Consider the following 22002-nt stretch of genomic DNA (forward strand, 5'->3'; position numbering starts at 1 on the left):
CTCCTTTGAGATAATTATAGCGAACAAGTTGTCCGTAATTACATCATAAGAGCCAAGACCACTTCACTCGTATTATATTCTAATGTGTATTCATATTTATCATCTGACATTGAAAAACAAATTTCAAAAGAAGTATTCTTTTTGTTGTAGCCAAATGTATCGGAGTCTAACACTTGTAATTCATCGCTAGTTGGATTAACAACTAAATTTTTAAGCATGATTAATGACTTAATTAAATTGGTTTTACCGTTAGCGTTCGCACCAAATATTAAGGCTGATTTCAATAATCGTTCATCAGTTGACATAACGGTATTGGTATCTTGATATTTTCGCAATCTTTTACCGGTTTGCATTGAAAAATCTTGTTCTGTCTTGAATGATCTGTAATTATGAACTTTAAAATCTATTAACATAGGCCTCTCCCTTAAAAACGTTTTTTCGTTTTTAACCACTTTTTATTATCACTAACTAATCACGATTCGTCAATAAAATAGTTTTTCCCGTTTTTTAATTTTAGTGTTTAAACACTTCGATAAATTTTCCCTATTGTATCTTTAGTTTGCATAGAATTACACTGTCATCTAATAAAAATCACGATTTGAATTATGTTTGTCAACATAATTCAAATCGTGATCTTTTCGTTTCATGAATAGCATCGTATCCTTAATCAACGGTCGTGATAATGATACTTTTACCGATTAGTTACTAATGCTTCAGCTCGGGCCAGCAAAAGTGGCGCACTGCTTTCACATCAGCCAGTCGTAACTCCCAAAATGTCGCCTGCACGTATCGTCCCCGCATTTGCCACTCATCATCTAGCGGTTCAACATTAAATACTTTCTGCCAAGACTAATGTTGGACCAGTTGTTGCTTTTCAACTGGCAACGTATCAAACCACGCCATTTCAGCGTCAAATTCGGCATCACTAGTCGCATCGCCCAAATAGCCTCGGTTTAAAATCGTATTCCAATTTTCTTCATCATTTAATAATACCTGATTGTCCGGTATTTCCAGTTCCAAACAGACACACGGCACCGAGTATCCACGAAATTCCATTGATCTTAAATCAGGCTTCTTATGTTTCCAATCCATTGTATGCCAGGCCCAAAATGGATAAGCCACACCACTCGGTGGCGTTCCAATACGCTTCACCATCTGCACGACCAGCCAGTCATACGCAGACCGGAACATATCCCAATCTGCGTATTCCGATAGTTCAATGTTGGTATGAATGACTCCTTGTTCCTTGAGTTGCACATACAGTTCTTCTGGTTGAACCGTCCATATTCGCAATTTATACTTCCCCTCGCAAGTTTCTTTTTTGTACCAGTAATCCCCCGGATACTTAAGTTATAATTTTCCGATTATATCTTACTGATTACTTTTTACCATTTTTCATCCTACTTATGTAATCAAAATCATGTAAAGTTTTATTGAATTTAAATCCCCAAATTTCAAATCGCTTGTAATAGCAATCACCACACTGCTATCTAATAAAAATCACGACTCAAATTATGTTTGCCAACACAATTCGAGTCATGATTCCTTCGTTGCATGAATAGCATCGTACCCTTAATCAAAGGTCGTGCTAACGATGTTTTCGCCATTTTTTTCGATTAGAACCGGGTTCAATCTCCGTCGGATGCCCCTTTTTATCAAAAATCCTTAGCTCGTTAGCGGGAAGTAAAATAAACTCATCTTCAAACGTCGTCCAGTCTGTCCCAACAGATTCAGTAAAAAATGATTTTTCGGTTAGTTCAGCATAAAACATGTGCCACTCACCGGCCTCGTCAGGACATTGAAACCAATTAGTGCCAATTCGCTCGCCCTGATAAGTCCAGCCGTGATGTAAGTGGTGCAAAACATTCGGCCCCCAATAATGACACCACATTGCATGAACCAGTCGTTGATTATTTTTAGGAGTTTCTTGACCGACTGCTTCAACAAAAGCCAACTCGGTTACTTCCACAATGTTGTCGCTGGCAAAGACTATCTCATCGCCATCAATCTCATATTCGTCTGCAATATAATCATCACGCCATACTAACTCGTGCTGTTGCAAATCTAACACCTGTACCCCAATTGTTTCGTGCATGCTAAACCACACAGCTGGTGCCTCATCATCATTTCTGAAATAGCGTATCCAATCCACTTCTGCCCCTCCAAACATATTCCATCCCGAAAACACTGATAACATCAACACACCAACGTTAAAGTGAATATATTTTTTAGTGAAATTAATACGTCACGATTTTCCTTAAAAATTAAAGTATCACGGTTAAGTCGTTCTATCAGATATTGAGCTTAAAAATTGCTCTTCAAGCTCCCAACATTCTTAATAACCACCGAAGTACTCCCATCCGGATTAGTCTCAAATTCAATCGCATCCCGATTTTTCAACAGACTAATCGGCACATTAATCTCAATCCCATTATCAAGTTTAATCTTTTGCCGTTCATACTTCTTTTCAAAATAGTCCGCATTCGGCACACTGACGACTGGTTCAATGGCTTTCTTAGCCAACTGATCTTTGAACTCGGCTTTCGCTTCTTCCTTTTGTTCAAACACCACATCCGCGATGTAGTCATTGTCAATCACGCCATCGGTCTCGAGACTGTCATGAATCGCCTGTTGCGTCTTAGAAGTAATTGCGAAGTCATCTTCGTCGTCATACTTTTCAGAAATCTTTTGAATTGATTTTTTGATTTGCTTCACATCGGTAGAAACTTTGGACGGCATCGATTCAACGTTAAGAAAGTCCCGCGACATCAACCACTTCCCACTCGTCCCAGTGTATTGTTGCTCCCGAATCTTGACGTTTTCCTTATCGATGAGCACCATGTTTTTGACGCCTTGCCCTGGCGATGGCAGGATACTTGTGTTCTTCACAATATTATTCACCAACACATCATCATCGTACTCAACATTATGAATATAGCGTTGGGTATAATCTAACTTGGCAATCCCAATGACCCGGCTTAAATCGTCCAATTCCATGTTAAAAAATAACAAGTCACCGCCCGGAATTTTATCGTTTACTTTGATGGCTTCAAAATAATCCAACGCAAACTTTTCGGTAATTTGTTGAAAGTCATCACTACTATTCCAAAACTGTTCCAGCATGGGCACCCGTGACAAATCCACTTCCAAGTATTCACTTTTCCACAGTTTCTCAATGACCTTTTCAACATACGTGGAAATTTCCAGATTGTCCTTGGGGATTTCTTTTTGTGACAAGACTACATTGCCGGAGTCCTTATCTAAGATATGGTCAATAATGTTTAAAATTCTCATGAATTATCCTTTCTCGATAACAAAATATGGCGCTTAGTTGATTGCAGTGACGCTACTAATAACGTAATCGCTTCGTAATTACTTCCCGCAAAGCCACTTAATCAAGTTTCCGTTGCTTGAGCGCAATAAATTCCATTGAAGCTTGCGAAAAGAGCTTATTTATCAATAATATACTATTTTTCAGCTGATCAACATCTGACGACCGGCCATAGCGACTGATAACGTCAATAATTCCGCTGGCACGTCACGATTTCAAGCGTTAACGCTCAGTTAAAAATCACTATCGACTTCAAAGGTCAAGAAACCTTCGCTACCTTCCATCGCATCGAAAGTGTCAGGCACATCACCGATACCTATAACGGCCAAACCGTGACTGGCTACGGTTGCATTGAAATCGTTGGCGATTCCCAAATCAAATAGTTTTAGCAATCACTGTTTTAACAATACACAACGAAGTCGGCGTCTGGAATTATTGCCGTTTTTAATTACTATAACTCTGGTATAGACATCGTTATTGTCAATAATACAACACATCATTTATATTAATTTTGGCGTCTAAAACAATATCGATTTTTCCAACTGGCACACTTTTCGGATTGTCGTATAACGGTACGCCTGCAACTTTCAAGCGCTGACCGGTTGCAAGTTGAATATAATCGCCAGTCCAAATAGGTTTGTGCGGTTTTGAAATTGTGACAACAGATTGATTACGATACCTAATTACATCACTAACAATGAGTTTTTCAACTTGGAAAGCTACCATTTTGCGCACCTTTCAAATTACGTTTCATCTTGATATTCCACAGCTGCATTCAAGAGTTCTGGATACATGACATCATAGCATCGGCCATCAACAGTCTCAATTTCCATCATCCAGTACTGTTTATCATCAGAACCTTCAAAATCCCATGAAAGCGTCTTGATTTTTCCAATTGTTCCAATCGGTAGGAAAATTGGGATTAACTCGGCCGGTTTTTGGGTGTCATCATTATGAATCCATTCGTGCACTTCAAGCGAATACTTTAATTCAAATTGCACGCCGGATTTATCCATCCAAGTTGGCTCAAAAATTTGCCTTGCACTCACCGCTGACTGGTATTGCACTGCTGTTAGCGCTCTTTCACTTACTTCAAGATCGTTTCGTTTTGCCAAAAGAACATCATTCGGACCACAATGAATGACCATCCATCCAGTAAGAAAAGTTGCTGATTGTCGTTGATCAACCACTTCCACAAATTGGTCTTCAGCAAGTTGAAAAGATTCATGCTCATCCGTTGCCATTTCAAGTAATACTCTTAACGGCTTAACAAGATAAAAATAGTTATGTTCAATCATCACCGACACCTCCCCACCTAACAAATATAAAACTGGTTCACCTTGGCAACATACATCGGTTCATTTTTTTAAGCATATCATTAAGCCCTTTTAAACACACTAAAAAAACAGCTAGTCATTTGACTAACTGCTTCTTTAAAAATTACTTATTTTCACCGTTTCATCACGGCCGAATGGTCATAGCAAACCTATTCCCATTCAATCGTCGAAGGTGGCTTACTCGTAACATCATACACGATGCGGTTAACGTGAGCGACTTCATTGACGATGCGTACCGAAATCTTTTGCAAGACCTCCCAAGGAATGCGAGCAAAGTCAGCGGTCATCCCATCAATCGAAGTAACGGCACGAATCCCAACGGTGTAATCGTAAGTCCGACCGTCACCCATGACACCGACACTCTTGATACCTGGTAAGACGGTAAAGTATTGCCAGATTTCGCGGTCTAAGCCGGCTTTTTTGATTTCATCACGTAAGATGTAATCACTATCACGGACGATTTCGAGTTTGTCTTCGGTGATTTCACCAATGACCCGAATCCCTAAACCAGGACCTGGGAATGGTTGGCGCCAAACGAGGTCAGAAGGCATGCCGAGCTTTTCACCTAATTCACGGGCTTCATCTTTAAATAAGGTCCGTAATGGTTCGATGAGCTTGAATTGCATGTCTTCGGGCAACCCGCCGACGTTATGATGTGATTTAATCGTTTGCGCTGTGGAAGTCCCACTTTCGATGACGTCGGTATACAACGTCCCTTGCGCTAAGAATTCCATCCCATTCAACTTGGTGGCTTCTTCGTCGAAGACTTGGATAAATTCGTTACCAATGATCTTCCGTTTGCGTTCGGGATCACTGACACCGGCTAATTTGCTCATGAAGCGGTCTTTAGCATCAACTTTGATGATGTTTAAACCGAACTTTCCTTCCAAACTCGCCATAACTTGGTCAGCTTCGCCTTTACGTAACAAACCGTGGTCCACGAAAATACTCGTCAATTGCGTGCCAATGGCCTTGTGTAACAAGACACCAACGACACTGGAGTCCACCCCACCAGAAAGGCCGAGTAAGACTTTTTTATCGCCAACTTCTTCACGGATTTTTTCAATCTGCATGTCAATGAAGTCATCCATTGACCAGTTAGCTTCAGCTTGGCAAACGTCAAATGCAAAGTGCTTCAAAATTTCGCTACCGTAATCGGTATTGCGCACTTCGGCGTGGAATTGAATCCCATACATCTTTTTATCGACATTTTGAATGGCTGCGATTGGGCAGTTCTTCGAAGTAGCGACAACGTCAAAGCCATCGGGTGCTTGGGTTACCAAGTCACCATGACTCATCCAAACTGATTGTTCCTGCGGCGTATCCTTGAACAAGGTTGCAGCGTCGCTGGTCACGGTAATGTTCGCTTTTCCGTATTCGCGGTTATCCGCGGATTCAACTTTCCCACCCGGAAGTGAGTAAGTCATCAGTTGCATCCCATAACAAATCCCTAAGATTGGTAAACCAAGCTTGAAGATTTCAGGGTCAACCCGTAAGGCGCCATCATCGTAAACACTGTTAGGACCACCGGAAAAGATAATACCTTTAGGGTGGCGGGCTTTGATTTCATCGGCAGTGATCATATTCGGAAGTAATTCTGAATAAATGCCGAAATCACGAATGCGCCGGGTAATCAATTGGTTATATTGACTCCCAAAATCCAACACTAAAATTGAGTCGAATGACGCGGTGTCCGTTTTTGCCAAGTTGTTCACTCCTTTGGATTAATTAACGTTCAATAGGTCTATCATACTGATTTCTAAACGTTCGGTCAATAACTATGAGAAATTTCTTAGTGCTAATACTTGCGGAAATACACGGCATCAATCAAATGATGCGCGACTTTATGCAAAATTAAATCCGCACGATTGCGCGTTGGCAAGATATAATCATTCAAGTTTTTGAGGTCGACATCTTCCCAGACCCGCTTGGCCATCGCAATCGCATCGTCGTGGTCGCCAATCGCCCATGGATAAAAATAGTTCTTCGGGTCTTGAAAGGCAGTCTTCATCAACGCTTCAAACCGGTCCAAATACCACGTTTCCACTAAGTCGGCATCGGCATCGACGTACACCGAAAAGTCCGTGAAGTCGCTAATGTAAATGTGCTCGTTGGATGGCAATTGTAAGACGTTAATCCCTTCGATAATTAAAATATCCGGATGAGTAATCACGTCGAACCGATTCGGCACGATATCATACGTTTGATGTGAATACACCGGCGCCTTGGCTAACGGCTTACCACTTTTGACATCGTCTAAAAATTGAATCAGCCGTGGCATATCATAGCTTTCCGGAAACCCTTTGCGTTCCATCAGCTGCATCTTTTTCAACTCGGCATTCGGATATAGAAACCCATCAGTCGTAATTAATTGCGTCCGCCGGTCCGGATATAAATATTTAAATAGCAAGCGGAGTAAGCGCGCGGTGGTCGTTTTACCGACCGCGACACTGCCGGAGACCCCGATAATAAACGGCGACCGCTTATTTTGCCGTTGTAAAAATGCCGACTCGGTCTCGCGCCATGATAAGTAATGTTCAAATTTTGCTTGTAGAAAATGGGCTAGCGGTAAATAAATCTCACGCACGTCTTCCAAATTGATCTGGTCATTAAACGCTTTGACTTCTTGCAAGTTGGCCGCGGATAACGGCACGTGCCCGCCTTGGTAAAATTGTTTCCACTGGTCGCGTGAAAACCGATAATAGTTCAATTGCTCTTCCATAAGTTGTCTGCCACCATCATTAAATTAATGGGTAGATTATAGCATAAATAATGCCTAAAAGACCGGGTGAATTTTAACGCTTACACCTTGCTGTGGCGAGTGGTCCTGCGTACAATGAACCATAGATGGAGGTGGACCTCATGACAACTGAAAACAAAACTTATACCGCGACCGTTTCAACGCGCGGTCGAATTACGATTCCTATCGAATTGCGGCGTGAACTGGGGCTTGTTCCCGGCGACATCGTTAACCTCATTCAGCATACCGATGGCACCATCACTTTGAAAAAACCTGCTGATGATAACGTCTCTGAGCTTCCAAAAGTATTTAACGAGGAAACCGTCTACTTTAATGACGACGGCACCGTCGATGAAAAGCGGTCACCTAATTTTGCTGCTTGGATGCATGAAGATTCAGACGAGTATAACTATTAATCAATCAAGACGCTAAAAAGCCAGCTAAACGGTTTGATTACCCCGCTTAGCTGGCTTTTAACATCTATTTATACCGTCGCTTCATCCAACGTATACAACGCCGAATTAACACGACTCAACAGTGGTGACAAGGCCCCCACCGAAGTAATCGTCAATTCATGCATCGCTCGTGAGCAGATGGTGTATAACAATTGCCGTTCATCTTCACGCGCATAGTTATCCGCATTGGCATTCCAAACGATGACCGCGTCGAATTCCAAGCCTTTCGCTAAGAAGGACGGCACGATAATGCAGCCGGGAGCTAAACGTTGGTTTTCAGTACGAATCAAGGTGACGTGTTCACCGCGGTCTTTCAAGGCTTGCGTCAAGCGTTCGCATTCCGCCAACGTTTTACCAATAATGGCGGTGGTATCGCGGTCCGAATCGTTCATCGCTAATTGGTCGACGACTTGGTCCACGGCACTATCGAAGTCGCCGGTGATAGCGATATTCGGTAAGTCGCCTTGGCGGTCGAAGGCAGTGACCGCTTCCCCGTTGACTAAGATTTCCTTCGTAAAATCAGTAATCTGTTGCGTTGACCGATACGACTTAGTCAATTGGACGACTCGCGTCTTTTCGGGATCGAACAACGTTTCCAATTCGCCAATCAGCGTGTGACTGTTTTCCTTGGTGAAAATAGCTTGATTCAAGTCCCCGAGCATCGTGAAGCGGGCATTCGGGAAGCTGAACTTTAAGAACGCTAATTGGAAGGCGTTGTAATCTTGAATTTCATCCAAGAAAACGAAGCGAATCTCGCGTTGGCCTTTTTTGCCGGTCATCAAGTCATGCAAGTACATGTAAGCCGAGACGGTCGTCAACGAGATGTGGCGGTCTTTAATGGCTGCTAACTTCTGTTCAACGGCGGCATCCCATTCATCGCGAGTGATATCGTACTTATCTAAGTTCAAGATTTTCGGCACTTCACGCAAGAAATGGGCGTATTGCAAGTTGATGCTCAAGAAGCGGTTCCGCACGATTTGGGTCCGCGCTTTGCCGAGCCGTTGCATGACAATCTTGCGCGCTAAGAACTTGAATTCTTGGTCACCATTCTTGAATTCGCGCGGTTGATTGCCGTACAAGTTGTTGATTTCTTCACGCGACAAGTCTTGAACAGTTTCTTCGACCCACTTCGTCCGCATTTCCGCTTCAACTTTGCTGTTCAAGATTTTGATCAAGGCTTCCTTCGTCGCCGATAAGCGCACGCCCAAGTGATAGTTTTCATTGAAGTTATAGTAGATTTCTTTAATCTTTTCGCGCGGAATAATCACTTCGCCATTCAACGTGATGTTACGGAAACGCATGTCAGCTTGTTCCAAATGGTTCCCGTATGCGGTCACCGCTTTGAAGAAGGCTAAACTGCCTTCCAACTTCGTGATTTTCGCCATTGCCGGCGTATTTTCAGTTTCAAAACGTTGTTGCAACGTTTCGACTTGCATGTGTGGTAACCGATAAGACGCATATTGGAAGTACGTCATCTGCACCATGTTTTGCTCGCCTAATTCGGGCAACACTTGATTAATATAATCATTAAATAATTGGTTAGGTGAGAATAAAATCACTTGACCAGCCGTTAAATTACCGCGGTAACGATATAACAAGTACGCGACCCGTTGTAAAACGGACGATGTTTTCCCGGAACCAGCGGCCCCTTGCACGAATAGCAAGTCCGAGCTGGTATCTCGAATAATCGTATTTTGTTCCTTTTGAATCGTCGTAACGATACTCTTCATCTTCGTGCTGGACTTTTCATCCAACACTTCCAACAACATCGAGTCTCCAACGGCTTCATCGGTATCGTAGACAGTCACGATGGACCCGTCTTCAATCATTAATTGGCGTTTCAATTGCACATCAACTTGTTGAGGGCCATCTGGCGTTTGATACGTGACGTGCCCGAGCCCGCCGTCGTAATAAATACTTGAGATAGGTGCCCGCCAGTCATAGATCAAAAAGTGATCCGGACTGTCGGAGAATGAACTGAGGCCGATATAAATCGTTTCAGTTGCCGGTTCTCCTTTTTCATGAAAATCTAACCGCGCAAAGTAGGCGTTTTTTTCGAGTTTCTTTAAGGTCGAGAGTTGCTTGGTCGCATGTTGCCAACTGTTTTGCCGTTCGTCCAACATTTGTTGTTGTTGGCGCACGGACAAGCCGGTCTCCATCATGCCTTCATAACTATCGGTCTTAATATTGACGTCGTTATAAAAATTCTGCTTAATGTCCGCTTGGTCTTTTTCCGAGCGCGCAATGGTCTGACTTTGTTTCTGTTCTTCGATGCGAATCTTTCCAACCACTTCATCCAAATGTTCCTGTTCTGAAGCTTTAATTGACTTAGCCATCAGCAGCCCCCATTCCTAAATTTCGATAAACAATTTTAGCACTATCTAGCGCCTGACTCAATTAATAACCCACTACCCCCGGCAAAATACTAAATTGTTGTTAAATATGTATGAATTTTTCGTTTTGAAAATTACGAATCCGTTAAATCACTCTAAATGGTAGCGATTACACTAGCATTTCGCCGGGCAGCCGACTAAAATATATTTAATCGAAATTGGAGGTGTCGCCGTTGGAAAATTTAGTGTTAATTTTGACGCATTTAGAACAGTATCTGGTGCCGTTACTCACGACCCTGGGTAGTTGGAGCTACTTAATGCTGTTTGCGGTGATCTTCCTAGAAACCGGCATGGTGGTCTTTCCATTCTTGCCCGGCGAATCATTAATCTTTTTGGCCAGCACGATGGCTGCGACCCACACGACGTTAAGCATTCAAGTCTTAGTCCCCGTGTTTTTCGTCGCCGCCGTAATTGGCGATACGGTTAATTATGAGATTGGCCGCCATTTGATTCGCTTACCTTGGCTGCAACGCCACTTACCCGCCGACAAACAAGTTAAAGCTCAAGCCTTCTTCAGCAAATATGGCAGCAAAGCCGTCATGTTTGGCCGCTTCGTCCCCCTTATTCGGACGTTTGTGCCCCTGACCGCGGGTGCTTCCAAAATGCCACAAAAGTCCTTTGCCCTATGGAACCTCTTAGGCGTCGGCATTTGGGTCGCGGTGGGCTGCTCACTAGGCTACTTCTTCGGGTCGATCAGCTTCGTACAAGATCACTTATCGTTATGCTTCTTAGGCATCATGGCCGCGGCCTTAATTCCCGCCGCTACTTTAACTTTAGTGAAAACGTTACGGCGTCGGCATCCCGTCGCTTAATAAAAATCGGCAATAAAAGTTGTTGGTTGCGTGATTTTCGCGTAACCAACTTTTTTGTCCGGTGAGTGTTTAAAGTTGTGATGCTGAATTCGGCATGCTATCTTTTAGGCACTTGCTAAAGGAGCTATTTCAATGACCGTTAAAAACAACCAACCCGAATCAGCAGCGCATCCTCAGCATAAAACACGCTCACAGCCTATCCCAACTAATAACATTTTTGCACAAGCCGTCCGCCACAATATCGATTTACGCCCCGACCGCGATTGGCTGGCGGGCATCATGACAAAACGCGAGGATGTCTAAATCAGTCATATATCCCGCTCAGCTGACTAACCAACGTGCTTACCAAATTTTTTCACCCACTAAATAAAGGCCGACCACGAATTTATCAATAGTCGGCCTTTATTTTAGCTATTTTTCATCGTGCCATAAAACGCGCACTTATTATTAACCACCTGCAACTTAAATTGTGGCCGTGGCGCAGTTATCGCTACCTTAGTGACACCCGGTAGCTGAATATTTTGCATACTGTGCGATCCCGGCGTTTGCCAATGATAACGGAACTTAAAGTAATTCCACCAAGTCCCATAAAACCGCAGCGCCGTATAATCTGGTGCTAGCCAGCCCGTGGCGTTCATGACGAAGCCGACTGACACCACTACCCCCAGACACCAACTCGTAATTTGTCGATAATTTAAGTATTGGTGTGCTAACGTCTCAGTTGTCGCGCCCGGTGCTAACGGCTGTTGGGGATTCGACGTGGCATGCGCCGCGAGTAATCGCCGTTGCACTTGCCATGAAAAGATTAGTTTTAAGCTCGTCCCCAATAACACCAGCAACGCACTCACCGCAATCCAAAATTGGGCATGCCATGAAAGTAGCATTACGCCCGTCCATTTCAATAACGTCAGCGCCAAGCCAACCGTGGCCAGGTTCGTTCCGCGGTCACCCCAAAAGTCTAAGCGCCGTAAGGTCTGAGACTGCGCAATTTCAGCACGGTCAAAGAACCGCCAGCTCCGCCGAATTTGTCGCGGGGTCATGGTTTGATTAGTGGCCTGCACCGCCAAAAACATGGTCCGCCGCACGTAATGCGTTCGCATCGCCAACGCCACGGTGACCATCAACCCAATAATATTGAACCAAACATACCAATCCATTTTGCCGCCCCGATTTCTAAGATGTCGCGCTTTCGTCTAATTATAGCAAACCACTGTGCTATGAAAACTAGTAAATTCTTTCAAAATCCCCGTAAAAAGTGTATTCTGGCATAGGATTCTTAACAGCGGAGGTGCATTTTTTCATGATTCAATTGGAACCTTATAAACCAACCTGGCAAACAACTGCCACTGATTTTCAAGATCGACTCAAAGTAACGCTACAACCATGGCTAACGACCAGCAGTCACGTCGGCAGTACTGCCATGCCGCAACTACCGGCCCGCCCCATTATCGACATCGCCATTTTGGTCACCAACTTAACGGCGGTGGCCCACGCGTTAAATGCGGCCCCGGTCCCCAATCAGCCGAATACTTATCAATTGACCTTTGACGGCCAATTGATTAATATTTTAATTTTCGTAGATGAACCGGCTTATCAACAAGTCATCAATTTTCGCGATTATTTAAATGCGCATCGCACCGATGGCCGCAAATACACGGCCGTCCGGCAAACGGCGGCCCAAGCGACGACGATGTATTATGCCAACAAAGCGGACTTTGTCGACGGCATCAATGGCAAGGCAGCCGAGTGGCTCAAAACCAAAGACGACCACGAACATCACGACCGCACCGTCCGCGCCGAATTAGTTAATATGTGTTTCATTAAAAATCCGACAACTGGCGAAGTCCTGGTTGAAAATAAAATTGACGCCCAATGGAACGGTTTGACCTTTCCGGGCGGGCATGTTGACCCCGGTGAGTCGCAGCTTCACGCGATGACCCGTGAAGTTTTCGAGGAAACGGGCCTGAAAGTGCGTAACTTACAATTAGCGGGGACCGTCACTTGGGTCGAAAATGCCGCTGGCGATGTTTCGTTAGGCACGCTCTACACGACCAGCGATTATACCGGCAATTTATTGGCCGGTTCGTATGAAGGGGCCATCAGCTGGCAACCACTTAGCGCCCTAACACCGGACAAGTTAGCCCCGGGTATCAGCCAAGTTTTAAAAGTATTTACGGACGCCCATTTGCATGAAGCGTTCTGGAGTTACGACGACGATCAACTCCGCGTCGAATAAATGAATTGAGGGATTCAGATGGATCAAGTTTCACTAGTCATTATTTTATTTGCGGCCTTACTAATTCCATTAGTGATGGCTAAGTTCAAAATCAACAGTCTACCAACCGCCGTCATGGAAATCATCGTCGGCATTATTTTAGGCCCAAGTGTCTTTAATATCGTCAACACGACGACGTCTATTTCCCAGTTATCGACGATTGGGGTCATTGTGTTGCTGTTTTTAAGTGGGTTAGAAATCGACTTCAGCCTGTTCAAAAAACGGCGGGCTGCTTTAACGCCGTTGGAAAAGAAAAACGCGGTCAATGTGCCGAAGTATTCGCCGGTGCGGCTGTCGGTTTACGCCTATACGACGGTGGTTGTCTTATCACTACTATTAGCCGCCGCCTTCAAAGTGTCCGGCTTATTCAGTGATTTCTGGTTAGCCGCCATCTTATTTGGCACGATTTCACTCGGCATCGTCATCGCCGCATTGAAAGAAAAAGAATTATTGAGTAAAGCGTTCGGACAAACCATCTTATTGATTTCCGTCTTCGGGGAAATCGTCCCAATGATGGGCTTAACGCTCTATGCTTCCGTTTACGGCAGCAACTCGCAAAGCTTATGGCTCTTATTATTAATCTTAGCGGTCGCCGCGGTCTTGTTGTTACGGTTCAAGCCATTCTTCCGTTTTTATCAAAATATCAATAAGTCCACGACACAATTAGACATTCGCTTAGCGTTTTTCTTAATCGTCACGATGGTTACCGTCGCTGAATCGGTCGGTGCGGAAAATATCTTAGGCGCATTCGTCGCCGGGATTGTGCTCAAGCTCTTACAACCGAGCGAAAGCACCCGCGAACGGCTCGACTCCATTGGGTACGGCTTTTTCATCCCAATTTTCTTCATTACGACCGGCGTTGATTTGAACTTACGGACCTTATTAACGAGTGGCAAAACGCTCTTATTAATTCCGTTATTCTTCTTAGCTTACATGGTCGCCAAACTCGGGAGTTACTGGGTCTTGAAGTTACGTTTCAAGCAAGCCAACGCTTTAGCCGGTACCGCACTAACGGCCACCACTATGACGATGGTCTTAGCCGTCTTACGAGTCGCTAAATCCATGAAGACGATTACCACCGACCAGTCCGGCGCGTTCTTATTAGCCGCCCTGCTCACCTGCGTCGTCTCACCATTGATTTTTAACAAGTTTTATTCCGCGGAAAAAGAAGACTTGGTCAAGACAGCGGTCCATTTTATTGGCGCCAACTTGAGTACCGTCCCCGTTGCGCAACAGTTACGCAAGGGCTGGTATGACGTCAAGATGTATACCAACCATCCTGAAAATTACAAGACTTATCATGCGCAAGCGCCGGTGGAATTAATGGAAGATTTCACCCCGGAACAGCTGGAAGATAAGGGCGTCTTTGATACCGATATTTTGGTATTGGGGCATATCAATGCCGAACGCAATTATGAGCTCGCTAAGGCGGCCCATGAATACGGTGTTAAACGGATTATCGTCCGCTTTGAAGACCGGAACGTCTTGAATGAACACGAAGACGAACTTAAAGAAATTGGCGTCGAAGTTTATAACACGCCCGAAGCCAACATTACGTTATTGCGGGCGTTGATTGAATCGCCATCGACCTTACTGATGCTCGGCAATACCGAAAACAGTATTTACGAAGTTCGCGTCGTCAACCACTTGTACACCAACGTGCAAATCAAGAACTTACAATTTGCCCAAGATATTACGATTAGCCAAGTGATTCGCAATTGTAAGATCATCGTGCCAAATGGGAGTACCACCATTCAATATGGCGACCGCTTGATTTTTACCGGTAACAAGCAAGACGCGCCAAGAATTCGGCAAGCCTTAGCGACCGCCAACTAATATGCTAAAATGAACTTATTATCTATGAAAAGAGCGAGGAATTAAATTTATGGCTACATTTTCCGTTTACATGATTCGTCACGGTCAAACGTACTTCAATAAGTACCGCCGCATGCAAGGCTGGTGTGACTCACCACTAACTGAAGTTGGCAAACAAGATGCCGTTAACGCTGGTAAAATGCTGGCTGACGTCAAATTCGACGCTGCTTACGCCAGTGATATGACGCGCGCCATGGACACGGCCAACCTCATCTTACCGAATAGCGGTAACGCCGACTTAACGGTCACCCCGATGCCCGCCTTTCGCGAGGCATTTTACGGTTACTTTGAAGGTGACGATACGTCGCAAACGTGGTTCATGATTGGCGCGCCCCATCAAGCACCGAGCTTATCAGATATCATTGCCAAGTATGGGATTCATAAAGCCAAAGACTTCGCTAAAGAAGCCGACCCTTTCCACCAAGCCGAAAACAACGCTGAATTTTGGGCCCGGGTCAACGGCGGCATCGATGAACTCCGCCAAAACGCCCACGATGGTGACAAAGTGTTACTCGTCAGCCACGGCAATACAATCTTTAGTATTGCGGCTGAAGTTGCCGAATTAACGTCACCCGACCGGCCGAAAAACGGCAGTGTGACGAAGTTTACGATTACCGATGACAGTATTCACTTAGACTACTTCGGTAAAAAAGACCACATCAAGTAAAGGAGTTCTCCCATGTCAAAATTTTCAATTTACTTTGTCCGGCACGGCCAGACTTTCTTTAATTTATATAATCGGATGCAAGGTTGGTCGGATTCACCGTTAACTGATAAAGGTCGCGACGTCGCCACCAAAGTGGGCCACGCCTTGCAAGACGTCGACTTCAGCCAATTTTATTCCAGTGATTCCAAACGCGCGATGGATACCGCTAAGTTAATCAAAACCGCAATGAACCGGGATGCTGACAACTTGAAGACGTTAAAAAACTTCCGCGAAGTCTTTTACGGTTACTTCGAAGGCGACGACAGCAGTCGCGTCTGGTCATTAGTGGGTAAAGATTACGGTGTCACGAGTTTGCATGAATTACTCCAACACATCAATATCGAACAAACCCGCGACATGATGCAAGCCATCGAACCGATGCACGCCGCGGAAAACAACGCGCAATATTGGGACCGGGTCAACGCCGGCTTTGATTACTTAAAAGCCCACCATGATAACGGCGAAAAAATCTTAGTTGTTTCCCACGGCACCACGATTCGCAGCATGGTCAGCCACTTCGCCCCGGATATCGACATTACGACCGGACCGAAAAACGGTAGCCTGACACGTATCGATGTCGACGGCGACCAGATTAAAGTGCTTAGTTACGCTGAAGATTTAGTTTAATGCGAGTCGCTATGACGACAATAATAAATACGCTCAGCACCGTAATTTGCGATGCTGAGCGTATTTTTGCGCAACAAGCTGTCTATCAGCAACTAACTCGTCACTTTAATCCCGATAATCCCAATAATCAATATCGCGACAAATACCCAAGTAAGCGGTGAAAGCGTATCTTTAAACAATATGACCCCGACCACAATCGCCCCGACTGCGCCTATCCCCGTCCAGATCGGATACGCGATACTCAACGGTAAGTGTTTGGTCGCTAACGCTAAGAAGCCGAAGCTTAAAATCATGCCGATAACGGTCGCCACGGAATACCCGAGGTGACTAAACCCATCACTTAATTTCATCATCGTCGCCCACACCACTTCAAAAATCCCGGCTACTACTAAATAAATCCAAGTCATGCTAATTTCCTCCTCAAAATAAAAACCGGCCAACGTCACGTGAACTTCCGCTAAGACCTAAGGAAGTTCATGTACGCTGTCCGGTGACAGTTGTTCTGATTAATTCAGTCCAATATAGCAAATTTAACACAGCCGGTCAAGGACGTTGACCAAGCAACATCCAGGCGGTTAATGGCGTGAGCGGCGTGGGTAACTGGTCGCGGTCGAAAAAAGCCGCCGCAGTTGTTTCATTGGTTTGCGGCGTGAGTGCCCCACCGGTGATGGTTCCCTGATATAAGGTGGTTACACTATCAATCACATCGCCATTGGGATATTCATAATGCATCTCAGGGCCGCTAAAGACATCAACCAGTTGTAAGTCGCCAACGGTTAGCCCGGTCTCTTCTCGTAACTCGCGGCGCGCGGTGGTCGCCACACTTTCGCCTGGTTCCGTCGAACCCGCTGGCAAGCCCCATTTATCATTGTCATTACGATGGACTAATAAGAGCTGTCCAGCCGTATTCAGGGCTATCACGGCCGCACCCGCAACGACTAACGGTTGATGGCCGACTTTTTTTCTTAAATCTAAGACGTAACCCATGTAATTACCCCCATAATACTCGAACCAATAATATTCTAATTAGACATGTTATACTTAAAACAACTATAACACGTCAGGAGTGTGATTGAATGTCCGAACCAATCGTACAAGAAGTTATTATTGCCGGCATGTCCAAAACGGTCGCCAATTATGACTATGCGATGTCAGAATTAGAATCACTCGTTGAAGCTAATAATATGCACGCCGCTTTGCGCATCGACCAAGGCCTAGAAAAGCCCAATCCCGCCACTTATTTTGGTAAAGGGAAAGTCGTTGAAATCAAAGAAATGGCTGAAGCTAACGAATTAAATATTATGGTCATCAATGCCGACTTGACGCCTAGCCAAGTCCGGAACTTAGAAACCGAAACCGGCTTACAAATCATTGACCGGACCGGGTTAATTTTGGAAATCTTCGGTAACCGTGCTCGCAGTAAAGAAGCCAAGTTACAAGTTAAGATTGCCCAATTACAATATCAATTACCACGGCTACGGACCAGCATTTCCAACCGGCTGGACCAACAAGCCGGGGCCGCCGCTGGTGGTGGCGGTGGTTTCACCAACCGTGGGGCCGGTGAAACGCAACTTGAATTAAATCGTCGGACCATCCAAGATCGCATCAGCCATGCCAAGCATGAACTGAAAGAACTCAACAAAGACGAAGAAGTGCGTCGCGCCCAACGTGATAAAGCTGGATTGCCAAATGTGGCGTTAGTCGGCTATACCAATGCCGGTAAATCAACCACGATGAACGGCTTAGTTAAATTATTCGGTAAAGGCGAAGATAAGCAAGTCTTCGAAAAAGATATGTTATTTGCCACTTTGGACACGAGTATTCGCCAATTAACGTTCCCCGACAACAAACAACTCTTATTGAGTGATACCGTTGGGTTCGTCAGCGACTTACCGCATAACTTAATCAATGCCTTCCGGTCAACGTTATCCGAAGCTGCCAGTGCCGACTTGTTAATCCAAGTCATTGACTACGCTGACCCTCATTACAAAGAAATGATGGACACCACGGAAAAGACGCTCAAAGAAATCGGTGTGACCGACGTGCCAATGTTGTACGCCTACAACAAAGCTGATTTGACCGAAGCCAGTTATCCAAGTCAACAAGATGATCAATTGATTTACGCCGCTAGAGACGAAAAGTCCTTGCAAGTGTTGACCAAGATGATTAAAGACAAAGTTTTCAAAGACTATGTCAAAACGACCCTCTTGATTCCGTTCAGTGATGGCGATGTCGTGGCCTATTTGAACGACCATGCCAACATCTTGAAGACCGATTACTTGGCCGACGGAACACAATTGGAAGTTGAATTAAATGCTGTGGATGCCCAACGTTATGAAAAATACGTGGTTACTCCGGCTTAATATCAAAAACGCTCGTTGTCAATTTTGACAGTGGGCGTTTTTTAGTTGGTCGCTAACATTAGCTTCGTAATATTTATTAATAACTGATCTCGGGACAAGCCTTTTTGTTGGCGTTGATAAGCATAACTATTACTCTTCAACATCGCAATCAACATATCTGCCCGAAACTCCAACTCAGCCGCCGTTAAGTCCCCACTGACCGGTCGCAAAACTTGCATCAATAACTGCACGAGCTGTTGATACAATTCACTGCGATAATATGTTGACATCACTGTCGGCCCATTTTCAATCGACGCCAGCAGTTGCATCCGCCGTTCGCGGAACGTTAAATACTGGCCTAACACATGTTTGAATTGCGTTTCCGCATCGGCGGTGGCCATCGCGAGATACGTTTGGCCATCCGTGATGAATTGCTGAATAAAATCCATCGACAAGGCTAAGCACAGTTCACTTTTATTCGGATAATTGCGATATAACGTGCCAGTACCGATACCCGCCGCAGTGGCGATATCTTTCATACTGACCGCTGCGACCGATTTTTCGCGAAATAATGCCGCGGCCGTCGTCAAAATTTTTTCCCGATTGGCTTGCGCGTCTTTACGCATGCTGACGCCACCTTTCCCCTCGTTGTCTTATCAAATCCATCTTACACTCAAGACAGTTGCTTGACAAGTGGAGCACACTCCGTTTATATTTAACTTAACAGTTCAAACGAAGAAGGTCTCTATATGCTTACCCTAATTTACGGTTTAGTCATCGGTATTTTTGTTAGTTTAATTGGTGGCGGGGGCGCCGCTTTATATTTAGGCGTCCTCACTAGCCAACTAGGGTTAGCGACGGCCGTGGCCGTTCCGACCTCCTTATTGGTCGCGTTACCCGCCCTGTTTTTTGGCTTCTTGACGCAGACTCGCATTCATAACGTGAACTTTCACGTTGGGAATCAGATGATTATTGCAGCGATTCCGGGAATTATTGTCGGGACCATTAGCGCCCAATACATCCCACAAAATGTTTACAACTGGATTGTCGGTTCAATTTTCATTGTGATGGGGCTAATGGTCTTACGCAAAGCCATCTTTCCTAAAAAAGCAACCAGTGACAATCCCCACCAAGCATGGGCAGCTCGTGGGTTTGGGTTATTGAGTGGCTTAATGGTCGGCATTGGCGGCTTAAGTGGTGGGGCCACCACGGCAGCGGGCTTAACGATTCTCGGGTTAACCGCCGTCGAATCGGCCGGAACCGCCACGTACGTCTTGACGGCCATGTCCGCCATCAGCTTTGTCGGGCACTTGTTTACGAGCACTTTTGCATGGGAAGCCGGCTGGATGTTGATGCTCGGCGCAATTATTGGTGCCATATTAACCCCGCTAGTCATTCGCAAGCTCGATTTAAATAAAGTTAACCGGGTGTTGACCCCTTTTCTAGGCTTATTAATCATTTACTTTGGGGTTAAAATGTTTCTCTAAACATACTAAGATCAGTTGTCGCTTCCGGTCAGTAGTAATTCCAGCTAAATTGAAACTATCATTCAGACACAATCAGGGAGCCACCACTAACAAGCATAGTGGTGACTCCCTTATTCGTACTTTTCAGATAATCCGTGTCATTAAGCGATGACATCCCGGTACGAGAAACAGGTTAACTTGCTGGAGGTCAACGTTCGAAGACTTTTGTCCCAGACTAGTCTTCAACAACTTGTTTCTTGGCAGCCACTTGTAAATATTGGACAAACAATTTTTTGTAAATTGCAATAAATTCTAAGTACTGGCGTTTGGACGTATATTCATTATCTTGATGTTGGGTATCGTTCCCCGGACCAAAGGCGGCATAATTGAAGCCGACCGGATGATCAATCAAATAACTCGACGCATCCATCGTCCCCGACGCACTCATCGCTAAAATTTCATCGGCCGCGTATGGCATATCTAACAACTTCATCAACTGTTGTTCGTAGGCGCGCTCTTCAGCTGACAAGTCTTGATTAGCCGCATAGGGATTCCCGATTTGTTGAATCAGCTTAATCAAATCAGAGTCGCGATTACCCTGCGTCGAAATCACGTCATTAGCGGCAATTAATTCAATATCGCCGTTAGTTGTGGCATTGTAGTCATCAACCGTCTTTTGAAAGGCGGCGATTAATTGGTCATTCGGTAATTCCGGAATCGTCCGCAAATTGATTTGGGCGGTAGCTAGACCGGGAATGGCGTTAACTTGGTTACCCGCTTGCAACACATCGACATTATACAGCGTGCCACCCATTTCGGGATTGACCACGGCGCCGGCCACATCATCAAAGGTCGCTTGCATCCGTTGCAAGATGTTCAATAAATGGGTCGCCGCGTTATTACCGAGTTTCGGCATCGAACTGTGCGCCGCTTTACCGTGGGACTTCACCGTTAGATTCAACGTCCCTTTATTGGCGGAAATAATCCGATAGCCGGTTGGTTCACAAATCAACAAGGCATCCAAGTCATCGACATACCCGGCCTTAGTCAACGCTTGCGCCCCCACTTGGCCAACTTCTTCACCGGCACTCGCTAGAAACTTCAACGTCCCCGGCAATGGCACCCCGCTTTGTTTAATTTCAATCATCGCAATCACGATGGCGGCCAAGCCGTCTTTCATATCATTGACACCACGACCATACAAATTATCGCCGGCTTGCGTCATTACGAACGGATCGGTCTTCCAACCCGCTGGTTCCACGTCAACGACATCCATATGACCACCAATCCCTAGTACCGGTTTACCTTCACCCAATGTCGCCACCAAGTTGGCCCGGTCATTTCCTAATGGCAAAATCTCGGCTTGAATGCCATAGCGTGTTAATAATTTTTCCAAATATTCGGCCACTTTTAATTCGTGACCATTCACCGACTTAATCGCCACTAAGTCCGCTAAAATTTGCATTTTTTGTTGTTCATCCACCACAAATCACCTCTTGATACTGGTTATACCATGGGATTGTGAGGCGTCACAAGCGAGCACACCTTTAAGTTACCACTCCACTATCACAATAAAATTTATATTATTCGGTAGATTGTAAAATTAATCCGAACGCTGTTCGGACAAAAAAGATCAGCTTCCT

General features: G+C 45.0%; 23 protein-coding genes. 9 read left to right on the plus strand and 14 right to left on the minus strand.

The window, feature by feature from the left end:
- Window positions 1–38 precede the first annotated feature (38 nt).
- The 8 genes from DY78_RS00280 to coaA all read right to left on the minus strand — a co-directional run bounded on the left by DY78_RS00280 (window position 39) and on the right by coaA (window position 7390).
- Entirely contained in the window at window positions 39–413 is a 375-nt protein-coding gene (locus DY78_RS00280) for an AAA family ATPase (protein WP_024624843.1), read from the minus strand.
- A gap of 436 nt (window positions 414–849) precedes the next feature.
- Window positions 850–1293: a DUF3841 domain-containing protein gene (locus DY78_RS00285; protein WP_202813863.1), complete on the minus strand. Its 444-nt coding sequence runs from the start codon at window positions 1291–1293 to the stop codon at window positions 850–852.
- Between the two features lie 295 nt (window positions 1294–1588).
- Entirely contained in the window at window positions 1589–2152 is a 564-nt protein-coding gene (locus DY78_RS00290; RefSeq protein WP_024624844.1) for a hypothetical protein, read from the minus strand.
- A 152-nt stretch (window positions 2153–2304) separates the two neighbouring features.
- On the minus strand, window positions 2305–3294 hold the full coding sequence (locus DY78_RS00295) for a nucleoid-associated protein (RefSeq protein ID WP_024624845.1): 990 nt from the start codon (window positions 3292–3294) through the stop codon (window positions 2305–2307).
- Between the two features lie 517 nt (window positions 3295–3811).
- Window positions 3812–4057, minus strand: coding sequence for a hypothetical protein (locus DY78_RS00300; protein WP_024624846.1), 246 nt, complete (start codon window positions 4055–4057; stop codon window positions 3812–3814).
- 17 nt (window positions 4058–4074) lie between these two features.
- Window positions 4075–4629 carry a hypothetical protein gene (locus DY78_RS00305; RefSeq protein ID WP_024624847.1) on the minus strand — a complete coding sequence of 185 codons (555 nt, stop codon included), beginning with the start codon at window positions 4627–4629 and terminating at the stop codon, window positions 4075–4077.
- A 188-nt stretch (window positions 4630–4817) separates the two neighbouring features.
- Window positions 4818–6374, minus strand: a complete 1557-nt coding sequence (gene guaA / locus DY78_RS00310; RefSeq protein ID WP_024624848.1) for a glutamine-hydrolyzing GMP synthase — start codon at window positions 6372–6374, stop codon at window positions 4818–4820.
- Window positions 6375–6466: 92 nt separating this feature from the next.
- Entirely contained in the window at window positions 6467–7390 is a 924-nt protein-coding gene (gene coaA / locus DY78_RS00315; RefSeq protein ID WP_024624849.1) for a type I pantothenate kinase, read from the minus strand.
- A gap of 140 nt (window positions 7391–7530) precedes the next feature.
- Between coaA and DY78_RS00320 the strand changes: the two genes are divergently transcribed.
- A complete protein-coding gene (locus tag DY78_RS00320; RefSeq protein WP_024624850.1) occupies window positions 7531–7824 on the plus strand; it encodes an AbrB/MazE/SpoVT family DNA-binding domain-containing protein in 294 nt (97 codons plus the stop codon).
- 68 nt (window positions 7825–7892) lie between these two features.
- On the opposite strand, the gene helD is transcribed toward DY78_RS00320, so the two are convergent.
- The gene (gene helD, locus DY78_RS00325) at window positions 7893–10199 is read right to left on the minus strand and encodes an RNA polymerase recycling motor HelD (protein ID WP_024624851.1); all 2307 of its coding nucleotides are present in this window, start codon (window positions 10197–10199) and stop codon (window positions 7893–7895) included.
- Between the two features lie 230 nt (window positions 10200–10429).
- Between helD and DY78_RS00330 the strand changes: the two genes are divergently transcribed.
- The gene (locus tag DY78_RS00330; RefSeq protein WP_024624852.1) at window positions 10430–11068 is read left to right on the plus strand and encodes a DedA family protein; all 639 of its coding nucleotides are present in this window, start codon (window positions 10430–10432) and stop codon (window positions 11066–11068) included.
- 132 nt (window positions 11069–11200) lie between these two features.
- On the plus strand, window positions 11201–11371 hold the full coding sequence (locus DY78_RS15905) for a hypothetical protein (RefSeq protein WP_156093402.1): 171 nt from the start codon (window positions 11201–11203) through the stop codon (window positions 11369–11371).
- A gap of 104 nt (window positions 11372–11475) precedes the next feature.
- Here DY78_RS15905 and DY78_RS00335 read toward each other — a convergent pair whose 3' ends face one another.
- A complete protein-coding gene (locus tag DY78_RS00335; protein WP_024624853.1) occupies window positions 11476–12225 on the minus strand; it encodes a hypothetical protein in 750 nt (249 codons plus the stop codon).
- A gap of 143 nt (window positions 12226–12368) precedes the next feature.
- On the opposite strand from DY78_RS00335, the gene DY78_RS00340 reads away from it, so the two are divergent.
- Genes DY78_RS00340 through DY78_RS00355 form a run of 4 tightly spaced genes read left to right on the plus strand, consistent with a single transcriptional unit; the run spans window position 12369 to window position 16551 of the window.
- Window positions 12369–13304 carry a GrpB family protein gene (locus DY78_RS00340; RefSeq protein ID WP_024624854.1) on the plus strand — a complete coding sequence of 312 codons (936 nt, stop codon included), beginning with the start codon at window positions 12369–12371 and terminating at the stop codon, window positions 13302–13304.
- Window positions 13305–13322: 18 nt separating this feature from the next.
- Window positions 13323–15179 carry a cation:proton antiporter family protein gene (locus DY78_RS00345; RefSeq protein ID WP_024624855.1) on the plus strand — a complete coding sequence of 619 codons (1857 nt, stop codon included), beginning with the start codon at window positions 13323–13325 and terminating at the stop codon, window positions 15177–15179.
- A 49-nt stretch (window positions 15180–15228) separates the two neighbouring features.
- Window positions 15229–15885, plus strand: a complete 657-nt coding sequence (locus DY78_RS00350) for a histidine phosphatase family protein (protein WP_024624856.1) — start codon at window positions 15229–15231, stop codon at window positions 15883–15885.
- A gap of 12 nt (window positions 15886–15897) precedes the next feature.
- Window positions 15898–16551: a histidine phosphatase family protein gene (locus DY78_RS00355; protein ID WP_024624857.1), complete on the plus strand. Its 654-nt coding sequence runs from the start codon at window positions 15898–15900 to the stop codon at window positions 16549–16551.
- Between the two features lie 92 nt (window positions 16552–16643).
- Here DY78_RS00355 and DY78_RS00360 read toward each other — a convergent pair whose 3' ends face one another.
- Window positions 16644–16958 (minus strand): DMT family transporter, encoded by a 315-nt coding sequence (locus DY78_RS00360; RefSeq protein WP_024624858.1) that lies wholly within the window; start codon window positions 16956–16958, stop codon window positions 16644–16646.
- 136 nt (window positions 16959–17094) lie between these two features.
- Window positions 17095–17538 carry an NUDIX hydrolase gene (locus DY78_RS00365; RefSeq protein ID WP_024624859.1) on the minus strand — a complete coding sequence of 148 codons (444 nt, stop codon included), beginning with the start codon at window positions 17536–17538 and terminating at the stop codon, window positions 17095–17097.
- 89 nt (window positions 17539–17627) lie between these two features.
- On the opposite strand from DY78_RS00365, the gene hflX reads away from it, so the two are divergent.
- On the plus strand, window positions 17628–18914 hold the full coding sequence (gene hflX / locus DY78_RS00370) for a GTPase HflX (protein WP_024624860.1): 1287 nt from the start codon (window positions 17628–17630) through the stop codon (window positions 18912–18914).
- Window positions 18915–18955: 41 nt separating this feature from the next.
- On the opposite strand, the gene DY78_RS00375 is transcribed toward hflX, so the two are convergent.
- On the minus strand, window positions 18956–19519 hold the full coding sequence (locus tag DY78_RS00375) for a TetR/AcrR family transcriptional regulator (RefSeq protein WP_024624861.1): 564 nt from the start codon (window positions 19517–19519) through the stop codon (window positions 18956–18958).
- 123 nt (window positions 19520–19642) lie between these two features.
- Here DY78_RS00375 and DY78_RS00380 point away from each other — a divergent pair, with 123 nt between their 5' ends.
- A complete protein-coding gene (locus DY78_RS00380) occupies window positions 19643–20380 on the plus strand; it encodes a sulfite exporter TauE/SafE family protein (RefSeq protein WP_024624862.1) in 738 nt (245 codons plus the stop codon).
- Between the two features lie 214 nt (window positions 20381–20594).
- Here the strand turns inward: DY78_RS00380 and DY78_RS00385 are convergent, their stop codons facing one another.
- Window positions 20595–21842, minus strand: coding sequence for an ArgE/DapE family deacylase (locus DY78_RS00385; RefSeq protein WP_051502031.1), 1248 nt, complete (start codon window positions 21840–21842; stop codon window positions 20595–20597).
- Window positions 21843–22002 lie beyond the last annotated feature (160 nt).

Source organism: Lactiplantibacillus fabifermentans DSM 21115 (genome assembly GCF_000498955.2).
Taxonomy (GTDB): domain Bacteria; phylum Bacillota; class Bacilli; order Lactobacillales; family Lactobacillaceae; genus Lactiplantibacillus; species Lactiplantibacillus fabifermentans.

Coding starts and splice junctions, on each gene's coding strand:
- coaA (WP_024624849.1), bottom strand. CDS start 7,390: ATGGAAGAGCAATTGAACTATTATCGGTTTTCACGCGACCAGTGGAAA.
- DY78_RS15905 (WP_156093402.1), top strand. CDS start 11,201: ATGACCGTTAAAAACAACCAACCCGAATCAGCAGCGCATCCTCAGCAT.
- DY78_RS00335 (WP_024624853.1), bottom strand. CDS start 12,225: ATGGATTGGTATGTTTGGTTCAATATTATTGGGTTGATGGTCACCGTG.
- DY78_RS00375 (WP_024624861.1), bottom strand. CDS start 19,519: ATGCGTAAAGACGCGCAAGCCAATCGGGAAAAAATTTTGACGACGGCC.
- DY78_RS00380 (WP_024624862.1), top strand. CDS start 19,643: ATGCTTACCCTAATTTACGGTTTAGTCATCGGTATTTTTGTTAGTTTA.
- DY78_RS00295 (WP_024624845.1), bottom strand. CDS start 3,294: ATGAGAATTTTAAACATTATTGACCATATCTTAGATAAGGACTCCGGC.
- DY78_RS00355 (WP_024624857.1), top strand. CDS start 15,898: ATGTCAAAATTTTCAATTTACTTTGTCCGGCACGGCCAGACTTTCTTT.
- hflX (WP_024624860.1), top strand. CDS start 17,628: ATGTCCGAACCAATCGTACAAGAAGTTATTATTGCCGGCATGTCCAAA.
- DY78_RS00365 (WP_024624859.1), bottom strand. CDS start 17,538: ATGGGTTACGTCTTAGATTTAAGAAAAAAAGTCGGCCATCAACCGTTA.
- DY78_RS00350 (WP_024624856.1), top strand. CDS start 15,229: ATGGCTACATTTTCCGTTTACATGATTCGTCACGGTCAAACGTACTTC.
- DY78_RS00345 (WP_024624855.1), top strand. CDS start 13,323: ATGGATCAAGTTTCACTAGTCATTATTTTATTTGCGGCCTTACTAATT.
- helD (WP_024624851.1), bottom strand. CDS start 10,199: ATGGCTAAGTCAATTAAAGCTTCAGAACAGGAACATTTGGATGAAGTG.
- DY78_RS00320 (WP_024624850.1), top strand. CDS start 7,531: ATGACAACTGAAAACAAAACTTATACCGCGACCGTTTCAACGCGCGGT.
- DY78_RS00305 (WP_024624847.1), bottom strand. CDS start 4,629: ATGATTGAACATAACTATTTTTATCTTGTTAAGCCGTTAAGAGTATTA.
- DY78_RS00340 (WP_024624854.1), top strand. CDS start 12,369: ATGATTCAATTGGAACCTTATAAACCAACCTGGCAAACAACTGCCACT.
- DY78_RS00280 (WP_024624843.1), bottom strand. CDS start 413: ATGTTAATAGATTTTAAAGTTCATAATTACAGATCATTCAAGACAGAA.
- DY78_RS00360 (WP_024624858.1), bottom strand. CDS start 16,958: ATGACTTGGATTTATTTAGTAGTAGCCGGGATTTTTGAAGTGGTGTGG.
- DY78_RS00300 (WP_024624846.1), bottom strand. CDS start 4,057: ATGGTAGCTTTCCAAGTTGAAAAACTCATTGTTAGTGATGTAATTAGG.